This is a genomic window from Allohoeflea poritis (assembly GCF_027889715.1).
In the GTDB taxonomy this organism is placed as follows: Bacteria; Pseudomonadota; Alphaproteobacteria; order Rhizobiales; family Rhizobiaceae; genus Hoeflea_A; species Hoeflea_A poritis.
This window is the reverse complement of sequence record NZ_JAPJZH010000005.1, coordinates 195,991-213,661: the sequence shown is the minus strand read 5'-3', so window position 1 is coordinate 213,661 and position 17,671 is coordinate 195,991. Positions and strand designations below refer to the sequence as shown.

Genomic DNA, 17,671 nt, shown 5'->3' with positions numbered 1-17,671 from the left:
CGTGAGTACCAATCAAGTCTGGCGATTCGAGGTCTCAAGCGGACTCCAAGCAAACGTCAGGCTGCTTTTCCGGACGCCCGCCCGGTCACCCGCGATCCATCCGCAAAAGCAGCGGTGATGAACTCAGCAATACCGCTCCGGCCCGATCCATTGGGCGTCCGAATAACGGTCGCCATGCGCCCAGCCGACGGGAAGGACGGCCTCGATCCGTTCCAGGTCCGATTCTGTCAGCGTCAGCTCTGCACCCGAAACGCACTCGCGCAAATGATCGACCGAGCGTGTCCCGGGGATCGGGATGACATGGTCCCCCCGGGTCAAAAGCCAGGCATTGGCCAGCCCGGCGGCTGAAATTCCCATCTCCGCGGCAAGGCGCCGGTACCCCTCGGTGATCCGCAGGTTCTCCGTCAGGTTCGGTTCCATGAAACGCGGGTTCTGGCCAAGGAAAGGCACATCGGCAATCCGCTGCGGGGTGATCGGATTGTCCGTCAAAAGCGAACGGCCGACGGGCGAGAAGGCGACAAGCGCGACACCGAGCTCGCCGCAAGCCTGCACGAGCCCGAGATCGGGAAAGCGGGTCGATAGCGAATATTCCGATTGAACGGCGGCGATCGGGTGAACCGCCATCGCGCGCCGCAGGGTCGACGGCGCAACCTCCGAAAGCCCGATCGCCCGGGTCTTGCCCTTCTCCACAAGCCGGCCGAGATTGGCCGCTATTTCTTCGGGCGTGAAGCGCGGATCGCGGCGGTGGGCATAAAACAGATCGACACAATCAACACCCAGCCGCCGCAGCGACGCATCCAGCTCCGCCTCAAGATGTTCCGCGGAATTGTCGAATGCGCGGTTGCCGTCGGCATCGCGGGTTATCGTTGCCTTGGTGGCGATCACGAATTCGTCGCGCGCACCGGGGTCGGCTTTCAAATAGGTCCCGATCGCATTTTCCGACTTGCCCATGCCATAGACATTCGCCGTGTCCAGATGGGTGACGCCGAGGTCACGACAGGCGTCCAGGATGGCATGGCTCTCGGCTTCATTCGTCGGTCCGTACATGTCGGAAAAGGACATCGCGCCGTAGCCGATCGCCGCGATATCCGGTCCGTTGACACCCAATTTACGCTTTTTCATTCTCGCTCCGAGTTCAGTTGCCGTGCTTGGCTGCGGTCTCCGCAGTCATCGGTCCCGTCAAACGCCTATCGCTTTCGCCACGGCCGGTCAAAGATCTGCTCAGGTTCCGTCCCGTCCGTTCTCGTCGTCGAACTCCTTGCTCATCACATCCGCCTGGATCATGCCCGGCTGGGCCATGCCGATGACACCGGAGGGCACGACCTCGCCGGTTTCCTCCGGCGCCTCGCTGGTGATGCGCCGCGCCAGGGCGATCGAGGCGACGACGATGCCAAGCGCCGCCAGCGAGAGCTGCAGCCCGCGACCGTCGGCAAGGAAGATCATGTTCGGAACCACAAGGGTGCCGAAGAACTGCCCCAGTTGCAGCAGGAATGCCATGGTGCCGCTGGCGGGAACAACCTGTCCCGGCTTGAGATGATCATTCGCATGGGCCGCGAGGATGGAATAGACCGGCAGGGTTGCCGCGCCGATCACGGCGAAGCCGATGACGATGCGCGAGGGCGCGGTATCGATGGCCATCCAGATCGCCGCGGCCGTGCACACGACGGCAAGCCCGATGACGACGTAACGCCGGTCGATCCGGTCCGAGATCCAGCCGACCGGATATTGCACCAGCGCCGCGGCAACCATGGCGACGACCAGGGCGCCCGAGGCCTGGGCATCGTTGAAACCGAGGCTGATGGCGTAGAGCGGCAAGGCGATGAACCAGCCGGCAACGCCGGCCCCCATGCACAAAATGCCGAGCACGGCCAGTGGCGAGACGCGGTAGAGCTTGCGCACCGGCATGTTTTCCGGCGCGCTGTATTCCGGCGCCCGGTTGACCGACAGCAGCAGCGGCACGATGGCCGCCGACATCAGGATCGACGTCAGCCCGAAAAGCACGCTGCCCGAGGGATCGGGCACCGCCACCATGGCCGTGCCGAGCGCCGGGCCCGCCGTCTGGATAATGAAGTAGATCGACAGGACCTGCGCGCGGATATGGTTGCCGGTCTTGGCGTTGAGCCAGCTTTCGGTAATGACATAGAGCCCCGGAAAACATGCGCCCGCCAGAAACCGCATTGCCGCCCAGCTGACCGGATCGCTGGTCAGCAGGTGCACGATTGCCGCCACCGAGACCATCGAGGCCAGCGCCGAGAATACCCTGATATGGCCGACCCGCTCGATCAGCATCGGCGTCGCGATCGTGCCCAACAGGGCCCCCAGCGGATAGCATGCCTGCATGACCGAGATCGTGAAATCGGAAAAACCGATGGTCGCGCCGCGGATCGTCAGCAGCGTGACCAGCAGCCCGTTCGCCACCATCAGCATGAACATGCCCAGAAACAGGGCCCAGTTCTCTTTCAAGGCGCGCCACATGCGGCGTTCTCTCCAACGATCGGGTGCGGGTGCCGGATCGGCCGCAATTGCCGCCAGACACATTGAATCGCCATTATCACAAGGCGAACCGCATGGCGATGGGAGAATTCGGCCACTGCACTTTTTGGCGCGGTCGAAATGGGCGGCATCTGCCGCGCCCGTTGTTTACCGCCGAAGATCCCGCCTTGGCGCGCGGTATCCCGTGCGCAATCGTGCCGGTATCTTCACAAGCAGCCCATCGTGGCCTACCAATGTTGAATATCCGTCGTTTGGGGGCGCTTTATGCTTCGGAAATTCAGGCTTTTACTTCACTTTACCCTGTTGATCGTCCTTTGCGGGACCCTTGTTTCGCTGGCGTTACCTTCAGCGCAGGCACAACTTCTTCCGGGTTCCGGCGCCTCGAAATCCGAAGACGCAGCGCCCGACGGCATGGGGTCGCTGCTCGAGGAGGCGCGCAAGGACGGCTCGACGGTGATCATTGTCAGGCCGGGGGACGATCCGGCGCAGACGGATGCCGATCAGGCGGCGAGCCGGGCCGAGCTCTTCTACCAGGCCCGCACGCGCATTGAGGAAGTCGTCGCCAGCGTTCCGACGCTGTGGCCGAATATTCAGGAAACACTGAGGCTGGCCAGCCCGGACGGGTCCTATTTCTGGATCATCCGGGCCGTGGGAACCGCATTTCTCGGGCTGTTCTTCGGGCAACTCGCCATCCGGCCGATCCTGCGATGGGGCCGCGATCATTTTCGCTTCATGTACGACCCCGATCCGCAGACCACCGCCGACAAGGCCAAATATCTGATCTTCCGCGTCGTACTGGCGCTGGTCTATATCGCCATTTTCTTCGTCATGGCGATGGCCGTCGCCTTCATACTCGACACCGGACACGAACCGTCGCGGCGCATCATTTTCGAGATCGTGCTGGCCTATCTGTTCTATCGGACCATGATCCGCGCGGTCTCCTGGAACCTGTTCGCCTATGACGCACCGAACCACCGGATCGTCAACCTGACCGATGAGGAAGCGGTTCGCATCCATCGCGACTGGGGCGTGGCGGTCGCAGTCGTGGTGGTCTTCGCCGCCGTCGCGCGATCGCTCAGCTTCATCGGCACGGAACAGAATTATGCCGGACTGACGGTCGAGAACATCCTGTTCATCCAGATCTGCACCGCCTGTTTCGCCACACTGGTGCTGCTGGTTCTCGACATCAAGGACTGGAAGATCTGGCAGCATATCTTCGCGCCCCGCGCCCAGAGCGCCTGGCTCTACCGGTTCCGCACCAGCTTCGCGCGCCTGGTGCCCGTCATCTTCCTGGTCTACATGCTGGTCGCCCTCGGGGTTTTCGTCTACCGGCTCGCGCTGGGACTTTCCAACCCCGGCACGGTCATCGCCGCGCCTTTCGTCGTCTTCTGGGCGGCGCTGATTTCCTACGGCATCGTGATCATTGTCATCCAGGCCCTCTATGACAGGCGCATCCGGCTGTTCGAGGAACGGGCCGCTGCCGAGCAGGAACGCCTGGCCAAGGAAGCCGGAAATGTGGACACCGTTGCCGGCGAGGAGATGGTTGTCGGCCCGTCGAGCGCCAATTTCGAGTACCAGCCGATCTTCAAACCCTTCTTCGAGATGGCCGCGATGGCCATCATCGCCACCATCGCCGTTGCCGAGCTCGTCCGCAGCTGGGGCGTGGACCTGAACAGCGAGGGCAATTTCTGGGCTTCGCTGCTCGACATCGTCCTCGCAACCGTCCTTTGCTGGCTCGCCTATCGCGCCGTTTCCGTCTTCATCGACAAGCGGCTGGAAGAGGAAGGCGGGCCGCCCGAAACCGACGCCGAGGAGATCGGCGGCGAAGGCGGCGGCGCCGGCGCGACGCGCGTCGCGACCCTTTTGCCGATCATGCGCTACATGATGATCATCGTCCTGTTTTCCATCGCAGTGATGATCGTGCTGTCGCGCCTCGGCTTCGACATCGGCCCCATCTTCGCCGGCGCCGGCGTCGTCGGCATCGCCGTCGGCTTCGGCGCGCAGACCCTGATCCGGGACATCTTCTCCGGCGCGTTCTTCCTGCTCGACGATGCGTTCCGCAACGGCGAATATGTCGAGATCGACGGCATCAAGGGCACGGTGGAGAGGATCTCGATCCGCTCCTTCCAGCTTCGCCACCATCTGGGCGCGCTGCACACGATCCCCTTCGGCGAAATCAAGCGGCTGACCAACTTCTCTCGCGACTGGGTGCTGATGAAGCTGCCGCTGCGCGTCACCTATGACACCGACGTGGAGAAAGTCCGCAAGCTGGTGAAAAAGCTCGGCCAGGAGCTGATGAACCATCCGCAGATCGGCCACACCTTCATGCAGCCGCTGAAGTCTCAAGGCGTCTACAAGATGGAAGACTCCGCGATGATCATCCGCGTCAAGTTCATGACCAAGCCCGGCGAGCAGTTCGTCACCCGCAAGGTCGTCTATGAATCCATCCAGGACCTCTTCGCCCGCGAGGGCATCCACTTCGCCCACAAACAGGTGACGGTCCGCCTCGAGGATGGCAAGAGGGCCGATGACCTGACCGAGGACGAAAAGAAGGCGGTTTCGGCAGCGGCACGAACGATCATCGACGAGGAACAGGCCGCGGCGCTGGCGTCAAAGGGTGGAGCGGGCGCTGGCGATCGGTGATGGAATCGTTGGTATTCTGAAAACGAAATTACACTTCGAACTTGTCGAAACGATCAAGCAAAGGCAGAGAACCCTAAATCGACTATCGGACCAATGACACTTTAATCTTGCTGCATAAGACGGCTGACGTCTATGGCTTTGGGTTGCCTCAGCACTCTATTCGTCGACTTGAAGCGCATGCGGTATGTTCTCGAATAGCTCAGTCTCCTCAAAATGTTCAAGATCGAGTTGGCGAACTTCATCCTGACGAGAAAACACCACACTAGCAGCGTCATTCAGCAGTTCGTCAAGCGGTGTCCTAACTAGGAGGCGTTCACTCACCTGATGACCAAGTACTCCCATCAGGTCAATAGTGACGGGAAGAACGTATTCTCCTTGGTCCTGATAGCCCGTCATAAGTTCCTTATCAAACCTGTACTCGTCCCAATGTGCGAGGGCTGTTCCGGAGCCGCCGTCCAACTCGACCTCCATTTCTTCGAGTGTGGCTAACTGACTTACCGCTTTGCGCTTGAACTTGCCCGTCTTTCGGCTAAATAGCCCATCCCACTCGTCCCAACCAATTCCGAGTGAATGTCCGATCTCGTGGATGATGGTACCTGCGATCTCATTTTCAGTAAATTGCGCAAGATACTTGGTGTTGAACTCCACTCGCCCATATCGAACACCATCTTTCGCATAGGGTTTATAGGCGCGCGCGATCGTATTGCTACTTTGTGTGAAGATGCCCAGACGAATAACGATGGAGTAATTTGGTACTACAAAGCGATTCCAAAAATTGCACGCTATTCGCGCCCCAGTTTTGAGTCGCTGCCCCATGTCAGCAGTGATTTTGTAGGTAATCAGATTCGCCGGGCCAACAGGTTTCTTCTTTGGATTCGAAATATCACGGGCCCGTAACAGCCAAGAAATCGTGTGCTGGATAGTCTGCAGCCTCGCCAGCTCTTCTTCCGTGAGCGTACGGCTTATGATTTGGAGCTGAGCTGCTTCGGATTTCAACACCTCGATCAATCCATTAATGGTCTTCGCCTCGCCAACGGCCGACAGAGGCTTCGCATTCGAAGTGTCTTCCTCTGTTCTTTGTTCCTCAAGCACCCGCATTATGCGACTCTCAGTTGGCCTCTCTTCACTTGCCACAAAACCGATCGGCAGGTCTCGGCCCCAAGAATTGAAGAAACTAAGGTTCGTTGCTGCTTCCACTTCTTCCAAAGTGGCAGGGTAGTCGTCTGGAGACGAACCTTTCGGAGCACCCTGCGGGATGAGAAAGCAATCGATATGAACTTTTGATGGGGTATCGTAGGGATAGGAGTGCGGATCAACGATGATGCAGAAGTATTTCTCCGGAACAGGAAGGTACTTGCCTTGTCCACGATAAATCGATGGGGGATCCTCACCGAAAACCGGCCCGACGATCACCCATACATGATCCTTTCCATCCTCATCTTTGACTTTGCGGATCGCGGTCTCGAGCTTTAGCCAAACGCCACCATTGAGCGATCCGTATTGCGGACTCATATTCGACATCATAAATGTCTCCATTTGCGCGAGACGTCCAAACTGCCGATTGGTTACCTCATTGGGTGTCATGTGCCCGACGTTAAGCTGAATTCCACCAAGTCTCCCAAATGTTCTTTTGCCAATGCGATGTTCTTCATCGAGTCGCATGTCATCGTAGTAGTGGAGCGGTCGTGCATAGTCGACGTCTCGGTCAGCATCGGCCACCCGGTACGCTGACCAAGCTGGCTGAAGCCTTTCCGAGCAAAAACCCACCACATAACCTTGGTTAACAAGTATCTGAATGGGACGGGAATCGTCTAGATTCTGGGGCGCACCACGCCATAGATGTATATCGATGAGATGTGCCTGGCTATCGCACAAGGGGTGAATTGATGTATTGTCCATCTGAGGTTCCATTCACGACCGTTTTCGTATGATCGAATCTCGATAACTCAATGACGGCTAGCAACTAATGCAGCCTCATTAGAACTTCACTATAGATTGCATAATTGATCGCAGCAACAATTTATTATTGTGTAGTAGTCTCCAAAAAAACACTCCAAAGATGTAGAGACAAATCTGTGGTTCACTTGAAATAATGATATGTTGTTGTGTGCAGCAGAGACAGATCCAAGACCTGATGCGGTCGCCGGAACTGAAAAGGGAACCTGCAAAACAAGCTATTCAGGCCACCATAAAGAAAACCCCGCCGCGTTGAACACGGCGGGGCCACGTTACCCGCTATGCGCACCCGCTATTCGGCCGCATCGACCTTGAGCACACCGCGGCGGATCTGGTCTTCCTCGATCGATTCGAACAGGGCGCGGAAATTGCCTTCGCCGAAACCCTCATCGCCCTTGCGCTGGATGAATTCGAAGAAGATCGGACCGATCACCGTCTTGGAGAAGATCTGCAACAGGATCTTGGTCATGCCGCCATCGATCACGCCCTCTCCGTCGATCAGGATGCCGTGCCGCGCCATGCGGTCGAGCGGCTCGTCATGGCCGTTCACCCGCTCATGGGATTTCTCGTAATAAGCTTGCGGCGGGCCGGGCATGAATTTCAGGCCGTTTGCCGCCAGCGCGTCGGTCGCGTCGTAAATGTCTTCCGTGCCGACGGCGATGTGCTGGATGCCCTCGCCCTTGTATTTCCGCAGATATTCCTCGATCTGGCTCTTGTCGTCGGTCGATTCGTTGAGCGGGATGCGGATCTTGCCGCAGGGGCTGGTGATCGCCCGCGACACCAGGCCTGTCAGCTTGCCCTCGATGTCGAAGAAATGGATCTGCTTGAAGCCGAACATCTCGCGGTAGAAATCCCACCACTTGTCCATATTGCCGCGGAAGACATTGTGGGTCAGGTGGTCGAGATAGTAAAAGCCGACGCCGGTGGGTTTGGGATCGCGCCCGCCGAGCCAGTCGAATTCGGCGTCATAGGGCGAACCCTTCTCGCCATAGGTGTCGATGAAATAGAGCAGCGATCCGCCGATGCCGACGATGGCCGGTGCGTCGAGCGCCTTGTCGTCGCCCTCATAGGGCGTCGCGCCCTTCGAGACAGCATGGTCGAAAGCATGCTTGGCATCAACGACACGCCAGGCCATGGACGGCGCGCACGGACCGTGCAGGTCGATGAAACGGTCGGCGAAGGAGCCCTTCTCGGCATTCAGGATGTAGTTGACGTCGCCCTGGCGCCACACGGTGATGTTTTTCGTCTTGTGGCGCGCGACCGGCGCGTAGCCCATCCGTGTGAACAGCGCTTCCAGCTTCTCGGGCTCCGGGTGGGCGAATTCGACGAATTCGAACCCGTCGGTGCCAGCCGGATTCTCGTCGCTGATTGTTGCCGGCGGCGCATTGTGCGGAAACGGACCCATGGGAGCACTCCTCGTTTGGTTTTACTTGTTTGATTGGATGTCATTATCGCGCAAAATCTCCGCACAATGCTTGCAATATGCGCTTCCATATGAGATATTTTGCATACTTCACGCAATTTTTTACCATAAGACGCACAATATATGCTCGATCAATTCGACCGGAGAATCCTCGAGGAACTGCAGAAGGACGCGCGGCTGACCAATGGCGACCTTTCCGAGCGGGTCAATCTCTCGCCGTCGCAATGTTCGCGCCGGCGTATCCGGCTGGAGGAGGAGGGCTATATCAGGGGATATTTCGCCGGCCTCGACCGCAACCGGCTCGGCCTCGGCATCGTCAATATCATCACCGTCACGCTAGACACCCACAACCGCGACAATGCGCAGCGCTTCGCCGAGCTGGTGAACCGGCTGCCGGAGGTGCTGGAAGCGCACACGCTGACCGGCGAGATGGACTATATGCTCAAGGTGGTCACCGCCGACCTGAAGGCGCTGTCCGGCTTCGTCAACGACATTCTGCTGCCGCATGAATCGGTGCGGCACGTCAAATCCGCCATCGTTCTGGAGACGCTCAAGGATACCCACGTCCTGCCGCTGGAATGATCCTGGAACGGCGGTGAAATACGGGATTTGCAGGTTACATTGTGTTGGCTCTGGACAGTTACAAAATAAAGCCGTTGCATGCGCCCGCCTCGAATGACGCAACAATGAAAGAAGGAAGACAACAGGGATACGATAAAGGCGCGAAGACGCCGCCGCCGAATGTGGGCCACGCGATTGCGGCCAGCCATCAATCATAACGATATGGATATGCAATTGGCGGTATTTTTCATTTTACCTTCCCGATTCAAGCTGCTTTCATGGCGACAATGCGATGGACGATGCGGCAGGCAAGGGTGACCTGGTAAGTGGATATGTCTTCGCCGAACAGACGGCCGAAAGCCGGCAGGGCCTCGAAGCCGCCGCGCAAAAGCCCGACCATCTCGAATTGCAATGTGAATCGTGCCGGCCAGGATGTGCTCCGCCGCCACATTCATGATGAATAACGTTTCTCGGATCTCAGGGAGGATACTGATGAAGAAACGCACACTACTGAAAACGCTCGCCGCTGCCGCGGTGGTTACCGCCGGACTTGGCGCAAGCGCCCTGCCGTCGCTTGCCCAGGAAGTCACGCTGAGGCTGCACCAGTTCCTGCCGCCGCAGGCCAACGTGCCGAAGAACGTGCTGATGCCATGGGCGGAAAATATCGAAAAGGCCTCCGACGGACGCATCAAGGTCGAAGTGTTCAGCGCCATGGCGCTTGGCGGCACGCCGCCGCAGCTTATCGATCAGGCCCGCGACGGTGTCGTCGACATCGTCTGGACGCTTCCCGGCTACACGCCCGGCCGCTTCCCGCGCGCCGAGGTTTTCGAACTGCCCTTCATGATGACAAATGCCGAGGCCGGCTCCCGCGCCTACTGGGAACTGTTCGAATCGGACATGAAGGACAACGATTTCAAGGATCTGAAGATCCTCGGCACCTGGATGCACGGCCCGGGCATGTTCCACGTTCAGGGCGATGGCATCAGCAAGCTTGAGGACATGCAGGGCAAGAAGCTGCGCGGACCGACCCGCGTGATCAACGGCCTGCTCTCCGAGATGGGCGCAACGCCCGTCGGCATGCCGGTCCCGGCCATTCCCGAGGCGCTCTCCAAGGGCGTCATCGACGGCACGGTGATCCCGTGGGAAGTCACGCCGGCGCTGAAGATTCCGGAGCTTGTCAACACGCATACCGAGTTCTCCGGCGACAAGGCGCTCTATACGGCTGTCTTCGTGCTGGCCATGAACAAGGCGAAATATGACAGCATGCCGGACGATCTGAAGAAGATCCTCGACGACAATTCAGGCCTCGAGTTCTCCGCCTTCGCCGGACGCACGATGCAGGAATTCGACGCGCCGGGCCGGGCCGCCGCCGAAAAGACGGACAACACGATCATCGTCCTTGACGAGGCAGAGGTTGCCCGCTGGAAGGAGGCCTCCAAGCCGGTCGTCGACAACTGGATCGCCGAGATGGATGCCAAGGGCATCGACGGCCGCGATCTTTACGAGCGCGCCCAGGCAGCGATCGCAAAGAACACGAAATAGGTTGACCGGCGACGGGGCGGGGCACGGCAATTGCCCCGCCCCGTCGCATCATTGTCGGGCAAAGTCCCGCATCCGGGTTTTCAACACTGCGGCTTTCCATGATGTAACCGGCGCAATATGCTGCTGCCGGGACGGCGGTCATGACCGTCAGGCAACCGCGGCATAGCCGGATGACAAGGGGCCGGAAGGGATACATCAATGTCTGAGCGTATCGAACGCTGGGTCGAGACACTGGCGCGCATGACCGCTCTGGCGGGCGGACTTGTGCTGACCGCGCTGGTCGTCGTCACCGTCGTTTCGGTCACGGGCCGCTCACTGGTTTTTGCCGGCCTCGCGCCGGTGCCCGGAGATTTCGAGCTCGTCGAGGCCGGCACCGCCTTTGCCGTCTTCGCCTTCCTTCCCTGGTGTCACCTGCGGCGCGGCAATGCCGTCGTCGAGGTCCTGACAATGCATTTCAGCGACACCGCCAACCGCTTCATCGAGGTCGTCGCCAATTTCATGATGATGCTGCTCGCCATCCTGATCTGCTGGCGTCACTGGCTCGGCACCATGGACAAATACAGCTACCAGGAAACCACCTTCATCCTGCAGTTCCCCATCTGGTGGGCCTATGCGGCCGGCCTGTTCGGGGCCGTCGTTTTCGTCATCGTTTCGCTCTGGTGCTTCTGGCGCAGCATCCGAGAATACCGGGCCGGCTCGAATGTTCCGATCAGCGGGGAACTGTCGTGAGCAATCTAGAAATCGGCATCTGGTCGTTTCCCGTCCTGCTGCTCCTGATCTTCCTGCGCATTCCGATCGGCCTTGCCATGCTGGCGGTCGGCGTGCTCGGCAGCTACATGATCAACGGCTCGTTCCTGATGATATTCGGGCAATTGAAGAACCAGACCTACGGCACCTTTTCCAGCTACTCGCTGTCGATCGTGCCGCTGTTCCTGCTGATGGGCCAGTTCGCACGGCTCGGCGGCATGTCGACCGCGCTGTTCAATGCCGCCGAAACCTGGCTCGGCCACCGGCGTGGCGGTGTTGCGATGGCCGCCGTCGGCGCCTGCGCCGGCTTCGGCGCCATCTGCGGCTCGTCCCTTGCCACCGCCGCCACCATGGGTCAGGTCGCCCTGCCGGAGCTCAAGCGCTACGGCTTCTCCGGCCCGCTCGCCACCGGAACGCTGGCCGCCGGCGGCACGCTCGGCATCCTGATCCCGCCATCGGTGGTGCTTGTCATCTACGCCATCCTGACCGAGCAGAACATCGCCAAGCTCTTCGTCGCCGCCGTCATTCCGGGCATCCTCGCCGCCGTCGGATACATGCTGGCGATTTCGCTTTATGTGCGCATATGGCCGAACTCCGCCGGAACGCGCGAGCGCGTGCCCTATAGCGAACGCTTCCGCGCCCTGCTCGGCGTCTGGCCGGTGCTTGCCGTCTTCCTGCTGGTGGTCGGCGGCATCTATATGGGTATCTTCACCCCGACCGAGGCCGCCGCCGTCGGCGCCGCCGGAACCGGTCTGATCGCGCTGTTCAATCGCGGCCTGACCTGGGTAACGCTCAAATCCTCGATCCTCGACACCGCCAATTCCACCGGCATGATCTTCCTGATCATCCTGGGCGCGGCCATCTATAACGGCTTCCTCGCACTGTCGCAGTTGCCACAGGAGGCAGCGCTTTACGTCACCGAACAGGGTTTTTCGCCCTGGCTGGTGCTGTCGATCATCCTGCTTTTATACCTGATCTTCGGCTGCGTGATGGATTCGCTGTCGATGATCCTGCTCACCGTACCGATCTTCTTCCCCATCGCCATCGGCCTCGATTTCGGCCTGTCGCCGGAGGAATTCGCACTCTGGTTCGGCATTCTGGTGCTGATCGTCGTCGAGGTGGGGCTGATAACGCCGCCGGTCGGAATGAACCTCTTCGTCATCAATTCGATGGCGCCCGACATTCCGCTTGCCCAGACCTATCGCGGCGTCTTCCCCTTCGTCGCCACCGATCTCATCCGGGTGATCATCCTGGCGCTGTTCCCGTTCATCACGTTGGGGCTGGTGCGCTGGTTGTACTGACTAATCCCTGATCCACCCGTCGGCGAAGGCGATGCGCTCGCATCCCGTAAAACGCCGGATACGCTCAAGCTCGGCCTCGAGCCGGTCGAAACGCCCGCGCCCAAGCCGCACTTTCGGCTCGAGCCACAGCGCCGCGATATCGAGCACGCCGGCATCGCGCCGGCATTTCATGTCGATACGCCCGATCAGCCGATCGCCCTCCAGAAGCGGAAAGACGTAATAGCCGTATTTCCGTTTATGCGCGGGAACGAAGACCTCGATCCGGTAGTTGAAGCCGAAGAGCCGTTCGGCGCGCTTGCGGTCGCGGATCATCGGATCGAACGGGCTGAGCACGCGAATTCGGCGCGGCGCCTCACCGGCCTCCCGAACCTGCTCGGCAAGTTCGGGCCGGGCAAAAACCTTGTGGGACCGCCCGTCCGCCGTCTCCAGGGCAACGGTGACAAGGTCCTTTCCCGACCGCTGTGCACACCAGGCCTTGGCTTCGGCCGGGCTAACGACGTCCCAGAAAGCGGCGATCTCGCCGGACGTCGCAAAGCCGAGGCGCTCGAGAGCGCTCGAACAGGCCCAGTCGATGGTTTCGGCCTCGTGCGGCGTGTGCTGTCGATGCTCCTCCCCGATCACCCGCTCGGCAAGGTCATAGACCTTCTGGAAACCCTCCCGCCGGCACACCGCCAGCCTCCCGGTGCGCCAGAGATATTCCAGCGCCGTTTTGGAAGGGTGCCAGTCCCACCAGCCGCCATTCGTCTTCTCCTCGTCCTCGCCCATCTCGCGCGACATGGCGGGGCCGTTCTGCCCGATATGCGCAAGCACATCGTCGAATTTCTCTTCAAAGCCGTCGCGGCGCCATTTTCGCCACTGCTCCTTCAGACGTTCCTCGTGGCGCTCGAAGCGCATCCGCCAGTGCGGATAGAACCGTGTCGGAATGATCGCCGCGTCATGAGTCCAGTGTTCGAACAGCGATCGCTCCTTCTCCAGAAGCGATTTAAGCTGCTTCGGCCGGTAGCACTGCCGGCGCGAAAACAGGATCAGGTCATGCGCCCGCGCGACCGTGTTGATGCTGTCGACCTGCACGAAACCGATCCGCTCGATCAGCGCCTGCAGTTCCGGCAACGCGACACGTCTGGACGGATCATCCGCGAGCCCGTGCCGGTCCAGGAACAGGCGCCGTGCATCGGCATTTGTGAGACGCATTGGAGTATCGGTTTCAGACGCTGGCATCCTGGCGGGTCTCTGGCTGGAAACAAAACAGGAACAAACGATAATACGAGTCGCGCGCCTGGAAAAGGGCTTACACGCCCGTTGCAATAATTTTTTGTCCGGCTAGGCTCCTGCCGAGCAATGGGCCGGGCCGTTTGACCGGTCGGGAAAGGCACGCCGTGCACAATCTTCTGCTGCGCCAGAATCGCAACTATCGGCTTTTGTTTACAGGAAGCGCCCTGTCCAATCTCGCCGACGGCATCGCCGCGCTCGCCTTTCCATGGCTGGCGACAATGATCAGCAGCAATCCGATGCATATCGCGATCGTTGCCTTCGCAACGCGGCTGCCCTGGTTCCTGCTTGCCCTGCCGGCCGGCGTCATTACGGATCGGGCCGACCGGCAAAGACTCATGGTCGGCGCCGACATCATCCGCCTGCTCCTGAGCCTCGGCGTTGTCGGCATCATCCTCGGTTCCCCGGCATTGCCCCTGGCCGAAGACAGCACACTTCGGCTGCCGATGATCCTGGCGCTCGCCTCGGTCGCATTCCTTATCGGCACGGCGGAAGTGTTTCGCGACAACACCGCCCAAACGGTTCTTCCCATGCTCGTCGAGCCGAAGGATCTGGAAAGCGCCAATGGCCAGATCTGGAGCATCGAGCAGGTCATGGGCTCGTTTGTCGGCCCGCCGGTGGCCGGTCTTTTGATCGCGCTGGCCGTTCCAGCCCCCTTCGGGTTCGACGCCCTGATGTTTGCCCTGTCGGCCTGGTGCCTGTGGCTGATCGCCTTCCCGCTCAGAAAGGAAATCCGGGTACCCGCCGGCTTCCTCTCCGAGTTCAGGGACGGCCTGCGCTGGATTGTCGGCAATACGCTTATCTTGAGGCTTGCCGTCATGCTCGGCATCCTCAACGCGCTGCACACCATGACCCTGACCATACTCGTGCTGTTCGCGCAGGAAGTGCTCCTTGCCTCCGCCTTCGGCTATGGTCTGCTGCTGACAGCGGGCGCCGCCGGCGGTGTTCTGGGCGGGCTGGTGTGCCCCGCGATCGCGCGGCGGATCGGCAACGGCCCGAGCCTTCTGATCGCCCTGGGCATTTTTCCGCTTCCCTATCTGGTGATTGCCGGAACCTCTTCTTCCTATCTCGTCGCCACGGCACTGTTCGTGGAAATGCTGGCCGCGCTGTTGTGGAACGTCGTGACGGTCTCCTACCGCCAGCGCGTGATCCCGAACACGCTTCTCGGCCGGGTCAACGGCATCTACCGTTTCCTGGGCTGGGGTATGATGCCGCTCGGTGCGCTCGCCGGCGGCTGGATTGTTTCGGTCGCGGAGATCGACCTCGGCCGGGAAACCGCCCTGCGGCTGCCTTTCCTGTGCGCCGCCTTCGGTTGCGGCCTATTGCTCATATACGGCGCTCTCAAGCTCAGGTTTCCCCGGCAAGGCTCTGACTGACACGCTCTAACATCACGGCAAATCACAATAATCGCGTTTCTGTGAGTTTTCGCACATACAGACAAAATTTCGCCATGCAGCATCTGTGATCGCAGATGTCCTCAAGGGTGAAATTGATGAAGTACCGGGCGGAAGAAGAAATCAACGTCGAAATATTGCGTAACGCCTACACAGCCTGGCACGAGACCGGGGGCGACACGGCGGTCTGGGCCGAGGTTTTCGCGGACCGGATCGATTGGGGGTCCTCCGCGGAAGCCATGCCTGAACTTGTCTTCACGCGCCAGCGCGCGCCGAAGCAGGAAGTCATCGACTACTACGAAGAGCTGGCGAACGACTGGTCCATGGAGTTCTATCGCGTCAATGAATTCATCGCCCAGGGCCAGCGTGTCATCGCCTTCGGAGAGTGCTCCTTCACCCACCGTCGCACCGGCCGCAATGTCACCGGCCCGAAGATCGACCTTTGGCTGTTCGAGGACGGCAAGGCGACGGAATTCATGGAGTACTGACGGACCCGCTCTAAAGGGAACAGCTCAACCGGCTCTGCGCCCTGCCCACGACCGCGTCAAAGTGCTTGCGCGTGTGGTTTCTGTGGCCGGTCTCGACGTGAGACCAGATCTCCTCGGGGTCCGCTCCCATGGAAACAAGCGTGTTGATCGTGAAGCTCCAATAGGGCCCGAACTGCGCGATCATTCCGCGCCCGAGATAATCGTACAGAACCGGCAATGCACCCTCGGCCGACCTGCCGAGGCGGCACAGCCCACCCATGCCGGCGAGATAGGGCACCCGCCATTCGGGACGCGCACCGCCGCGATCCGGTTTCAGCCGGTGCGCATCCTCAATCAGGTAAAGAAATGTCGGCACGGCGTCCTGACCGAAATGCGTGAGCGAAACCAAAGCGCTGGCAGCGCGGACCCGTCGTTCACGATCCCTGGCCAGAGCCTCCAGCTCTTTCCGATAGGGAGCGACTGCATGATCCGGCAGCAGGGAGATCGCGCCCGCGACGAAACTGAGACGAAATCCAGAGAGGTTGGGGATCGACGTCCGCGCATCGACATCCGTCTCAAAAAGCCGCCGAAACAGGAGGGCCGCAAACAAGCGGATTTGTTCCGAGGTGACGACCTCGGCGTTGACAATCGCTGCAATGTCATTCGGCGCCGGAAAACGGTCGTCCTGCAGCAGACGCAGTGCAAGCGCCACGTCCTGCTGCTCTGGTTTCCTGCTCCCGTTTAAGCCGTCGAAATAATGATCGATCAGGTCAATCTCCGACGGCGTTGGCGCGGACGACTTTGTCAGGGCGGCGCTTATCAGACGCCGCGTTTCGGTATCTCGGCCACCCGTTTCCAGGCTCAGTTTCAAATCGAGGACATCGTACAGCACGGGTTCAAGCGGTGGAGCTTCCGCATATTGGCGCACACCGCCCAGAAATTTCGGCTGCCGCAGGAAGCCGGGCACCAACTCCAGCCCGTAGCCGCCGGCATAGGTCGGGGCCAGGATCGGCGCCAGAAGATCGACACGGACGCCGGTCTTTCTGTACATCTCCGTAAATCCATTACTGTCCTTGACCCAAAGCGACAAGCGATGGGCTCCGATCGTCTCGGCTTGAAAACGAAGACCGACCTCCCGGTCCGCCGGCATTCTACGGAGATGATTCCGGACGAGGATGGCATCCGCGCGCGCAACCGGGACGGGCTCTCCCACAAGGCAGAAGCCTTCGGCCATTTTCTGCCGTATCAGGTCTGAAGGCTTGGTTCGCGATTTGCCCTTGCCTTCGCCTGGAACCGTGAAACCACCATTGCCTTCCAGCAAGGCGGTATGTGCGCACGAACCAAGGTCTTCGAACGAATATTCCATCCCCGAAAGCTGATGGGGCAGCGCCTGCGACCCGAGATCGGAGTTGGCTATGACAACACGCTCGGCCTGACCGTTTAACAGCATCCGCTGGCACAGATCGCCACATGCCACACCGCGGTTGTGTCCGTACCGGACTATGGCGAAAGTATCGAAGGGCCCGGAAATTTTTTCCGAATGATGATCGTCGGCAACAAGCCTTTCGGCGATGCCGTTCAGTCTCTTGTTTTCCAGGTAGGGTGGGATCGCCAGAAGCCCGACCGCGACCGCCAAACAGATCAGCCAATGCAGTTTCCCGCCAAAAAGGCGCGAGAGCAGGCGCACAAGCCAGGCCAGCAGAAGAACCAGAAAAAGCGTGGGAATGACGGCCATGGCAAGGAACAGGGGCAACCCGACAAAACTGATCCCCGCAAGGATAGCGACAGCCGCCCCGAACGATGTCAGGCTGAACGCGGCAATAGCGCCCAATATGATGAGGAAAACGACAAATCTCATCTGCCAGCAACCAGCAC

The 17,671-nt window shown here is 60.0% G+C and carries 14 protein-coding genes; 7 read left to right on the top strand and 7 right to left on the bottom strand.

The window, feature by feature from the left end; translation table 11 throughout:
• Nucleotides 1–123 precede the first annotated feature (123 nt).
• Both OOZ53_RS10295 and OOZ53_RS10290 read right to left on the bottom strand, forming a co-directional pair.
• Entirely contained in the window at nt 124–1,122 is a 999-nt protein-coding gene (locus OOZ53_RS10295; protein WP_271089424.1) for an aldo/keto reductase, read from the bottom strand.
• Nucleotides 1,123–1,221: 99 nt separating this feature from the next.
• Nucleotides 1,222–2,475 carry an MFS transporter gene (locus OOZ53_RS10290; RefSeq protein WP_271089423.1) on the bottom strand — a complete coding sequence of 418 codons (1,254 nt, stop codon included), beginning with the start codon at nt 2,473–2,475 and terminating at the stop codon, nt 1,222–1,224.
• Between the two features lie 282 nt (nt 2,476–2,757).
• On the opposite strand from OOZ53_RS10290, the gene OOZ53_RS10285 reads away from it, so the two are divergent.
• Entirely contained in the window at nt 2,758–5,136 is a 2,379-nt protein-coding gene (locus OOZ53_RS10285) for a mechanosensitive ion channel family protein (RefSeq protein WP_271089422.1), read from the top strand.
• Nucleotides 5,137–5,292: 156 nt separating this feature from the next.
• Here the strand turns inward: OOZ53_RS10285 and OOZ53_RS10280 are convergent, their stop codons facing one another.
• Together OOZ53_RS10280 and hppD are read right to left on the bottom strand one after the other, a co-directional pair.
• Nucleotides 5,293–7,035 carry a DNA/RNA non-specific endonuclease gene (locus OOZ53_RS10280; RefSeq protein WP_271089421.1) on the bottom strand — a complete coding sequence of 581 codons (1,743 nt, stop codon included), beginning with the start codon at nt 7,033–7,035 and terminating at the stop codon, nt 5,293–5,295.
• A gap of 349 nt (nt 7,036–7,384) precedes the next feature.
• Nucleotides 7,385–8,497, bottom strand: a complete 1,113-nt coding sequence (hppD, locus tag OOZ53_RS10275; protein WP_271089420.1) for a 4-hydroxyphenylpyruvate dioxygenase — start codon at nt 8,495–8,497, stop codon at nt 7,385–7,387.
• A 141-nt stretch (nt 8,498–8,638) separates the two neighbouring features.
• Here hppD and OOZ53_RS10270 point away from each other — a divergent pair, with 141 nt between their 5' ends.
• Nucleotides 8,639–9,097 (top strand): Lrp/AsnC family transcriptional regulator, encoded by a 459-nt coding sequence (locus OOZ53_RS10270; RefSeq protein ID WP_271089419.1) that lies wholly within the window; start codon nt 8,639–8,641, stop codon nt 9,095–9,097.
• A 244-nt stretch (nt 9,098–9,341) separates the two neighbouring features.
• On the opposite strand, the gene OOZ53_RS10265 is transcribed toward OOZ53_RS10270, so the two are convergent.
• Nucleotides 9,342–9,476 carry a hypothetical protein gene (locus OOZ53_RS10265; protein WP_271089418.1) on the bottom strand — a complete coding sequence of 45 codons (135 nt, stop codon included), beginning with the start codon at nt 9,474–9,476 and terminating at the stop codon, nt 9,342–9,344.
• Nucleotides 9,477–9,568: 92 nt separating this feature from the next.
• Between OOZ53_RS10265 and OOZ53_RS10260 the strand changes: the two genes are divergently transcribed.
• From OOZ53_RS10260 to OOZ53_RS10250, 3 genes are all read left to right on the top strand, one after another.
• Complete coding sequence (locus tag OOZ53_RS10260) at nt 9,569–10,618, top strand: TRAP transporter substrate-binding protein (protein ID WP_271089417.1); 1,050 nt, start codon at nt 9,569–9,571, stop codon at nt 10,616–10,618.
• A 198-nt stretch (nt 10,619–10,816) separates the two neighbouring features.
• Nucleotides 10,817–11,347, top strand: a complete 531-nt coding sequence (locus OOZ53_RS10255) for a TRAP transporter small permease (protein ID WP_271089416.1) — start codon at nt 10,817–10,819, stop codon at nt 11,345–11,347.
• Nucleotides 11,344–12,666 carry a TRAP transporter large permease gene (locus OOZ53_RS10250; protein WP_271089415.1) on the top strand — a complete coding sequence of 441 codons (1,323 nt, stop codon included), beginning with the start codon at nt 11,344–11,346 and terminating at the stop codon, nt 12,664–12,666. Before OOZ53_RS10255 ends, OOZ53_RS10250 begins: the two co-directional genes overlap by 4 nt.
• Here OOZ53_RS10250 and OOZ53_RS10245 read toward each other — a convergent pair whose 3' ends face one another.
• The gene (locus OOZ53_RS10245; protein ID WP_271089414.1) at nt 12,667–13,857 is read right to left on the bottom strand and encodes a winged helix-turn-helix domain-containing protein; all 1,191 of its coding nucleotides are present in this window, start codon (nt 13,855–13,857) and stop codon (nt 12,667–12,669) included. It lies immediately after the preceding gene.
• 185 nt (nt 13,858–14,042) lie between these two features.
• On the opposite strand from OOZ53_RS10245, the gene OOZ53_RS10240 reads away from it, so the two are divergent.
• Complete coding sequence (locus OOZ53_RS10240) at nt 14,043–15,311, top strand: MFS transporter (RefSeq protein WP_271089413.1); 1,269 nt, start codon at nt 14,043–14,045, stop codon at nt 15,309–15,311.
• 116 nt (nt 15,312–15,427) lie between these two features.
• Entirely contained in the window at nt 15,428–15,817 is a 390-nt protein-coding gene (locus tag OOZ53_RS10235; RefSeq protein WP_271089412.1) for a nuclear transport factor 2 family protein, read from the top strand.
• 10 nt (nt 15,818–15,827) lie between these two features.
• On the opposite strand, the gene OOZ53_RS10230 is transcribed toward OOZ53_RS10235, so the two are convergent.
• Nucleotides 15,828–17,654, bottom strand: a complete 1,827-nt coding sequence (locus OOZ53_RS10230; RefSeq protein ID WP_271089411.1) for a hypothetical protein — start codon at nt 17,652–17,654, stop codon at nt 15,828–15,830.
• Nucleotides 17,655–17,671: the final 17 nt, after the last annotated feature.

Coding starts and splice junctions, on each gene's coding strand:
- OOZ53_RS10235 (WP_271089412.1), top strand. CDS start 15,428: ATGAAGTACCGGGCGGAAGAAGAAATCAACGTCGAAATATTGCGTAAC.
- OOZ53_RS10255 (WP_271089416.1), top strand. CDS start 10,817: ATGTCTGAGCGTATCGAACGCTGGGTCGAGACACTGGCGCGCATGACC.
- OOZ53_RS10280 (WP_271089421.1), bottom strand. CDS start 7,035: ATGGACAATACATCAATTCACCCCTTGTGCGATAGCCAGGCACATCTC.
- OOZ53_RS10265 (WP_271089418.1), bottom strand. CDS start 9,476: ATGGTCGGGCTTTTGCGCGGCGGCTTCGAGGCCCTGCCGGCTTTCGGC.
- OOZ53_RS10285 (WP_271089422.1), top strand. CDS start 2,758: ATGCTTCGGAAATTCAGGCTTTTACTTCACTTTACCCTGTTGATCGTC.
- hppD (WP_271089420.1), bottom strand. CDS start 8,497: ATGGGTCCGTTTCCGCACAATGCGCCGCCGGCAACAATCAGCGACGAG.
- OOZ53_RS10270 (WP_271089419.1), top strand. CDS start 8,639: ATGCTCGATCAATTCGACCGGAGAATCCTCGAGGAACTGCAGAAGGAC.
- OOZ53_RS10245 (WP_271089414.1), bottom strand. CDS start 13,857: ATGCGTCTCACAAATGCCGATGCACGGCGCCTGTTCCTGGACCGGCAC.
- OOZ53_RS10290 (WP_271089423.1), bottom strand. CDS start 2,475: ATGTGGCGCGCCTTGAAAGAGAACTGGGCCCTGTTTCTGGGCATGTTC.
- OOZ53_RS10260 (WP_271089417.1), top strand. CDS start 9,569: ATGAAGAAACGCACACTACTGAAAACGCTCGCCGCTGCCGCGGTGGTT.
- OOZ53_RS10230 (WP_271089411.1), bottom strand. CDS start 17,654: ATGAGATTTGTCGTTTTCCTCATCATATTGGGCGCTATTGCCGCGTTC.
- OOZ53_RS10295 (WP_271089424.1), bottom strand. CDS start 1,122: ATGAAAAAGCGTAAATTGGGTGTCAACGGACCGGATATCGCGGCGATC.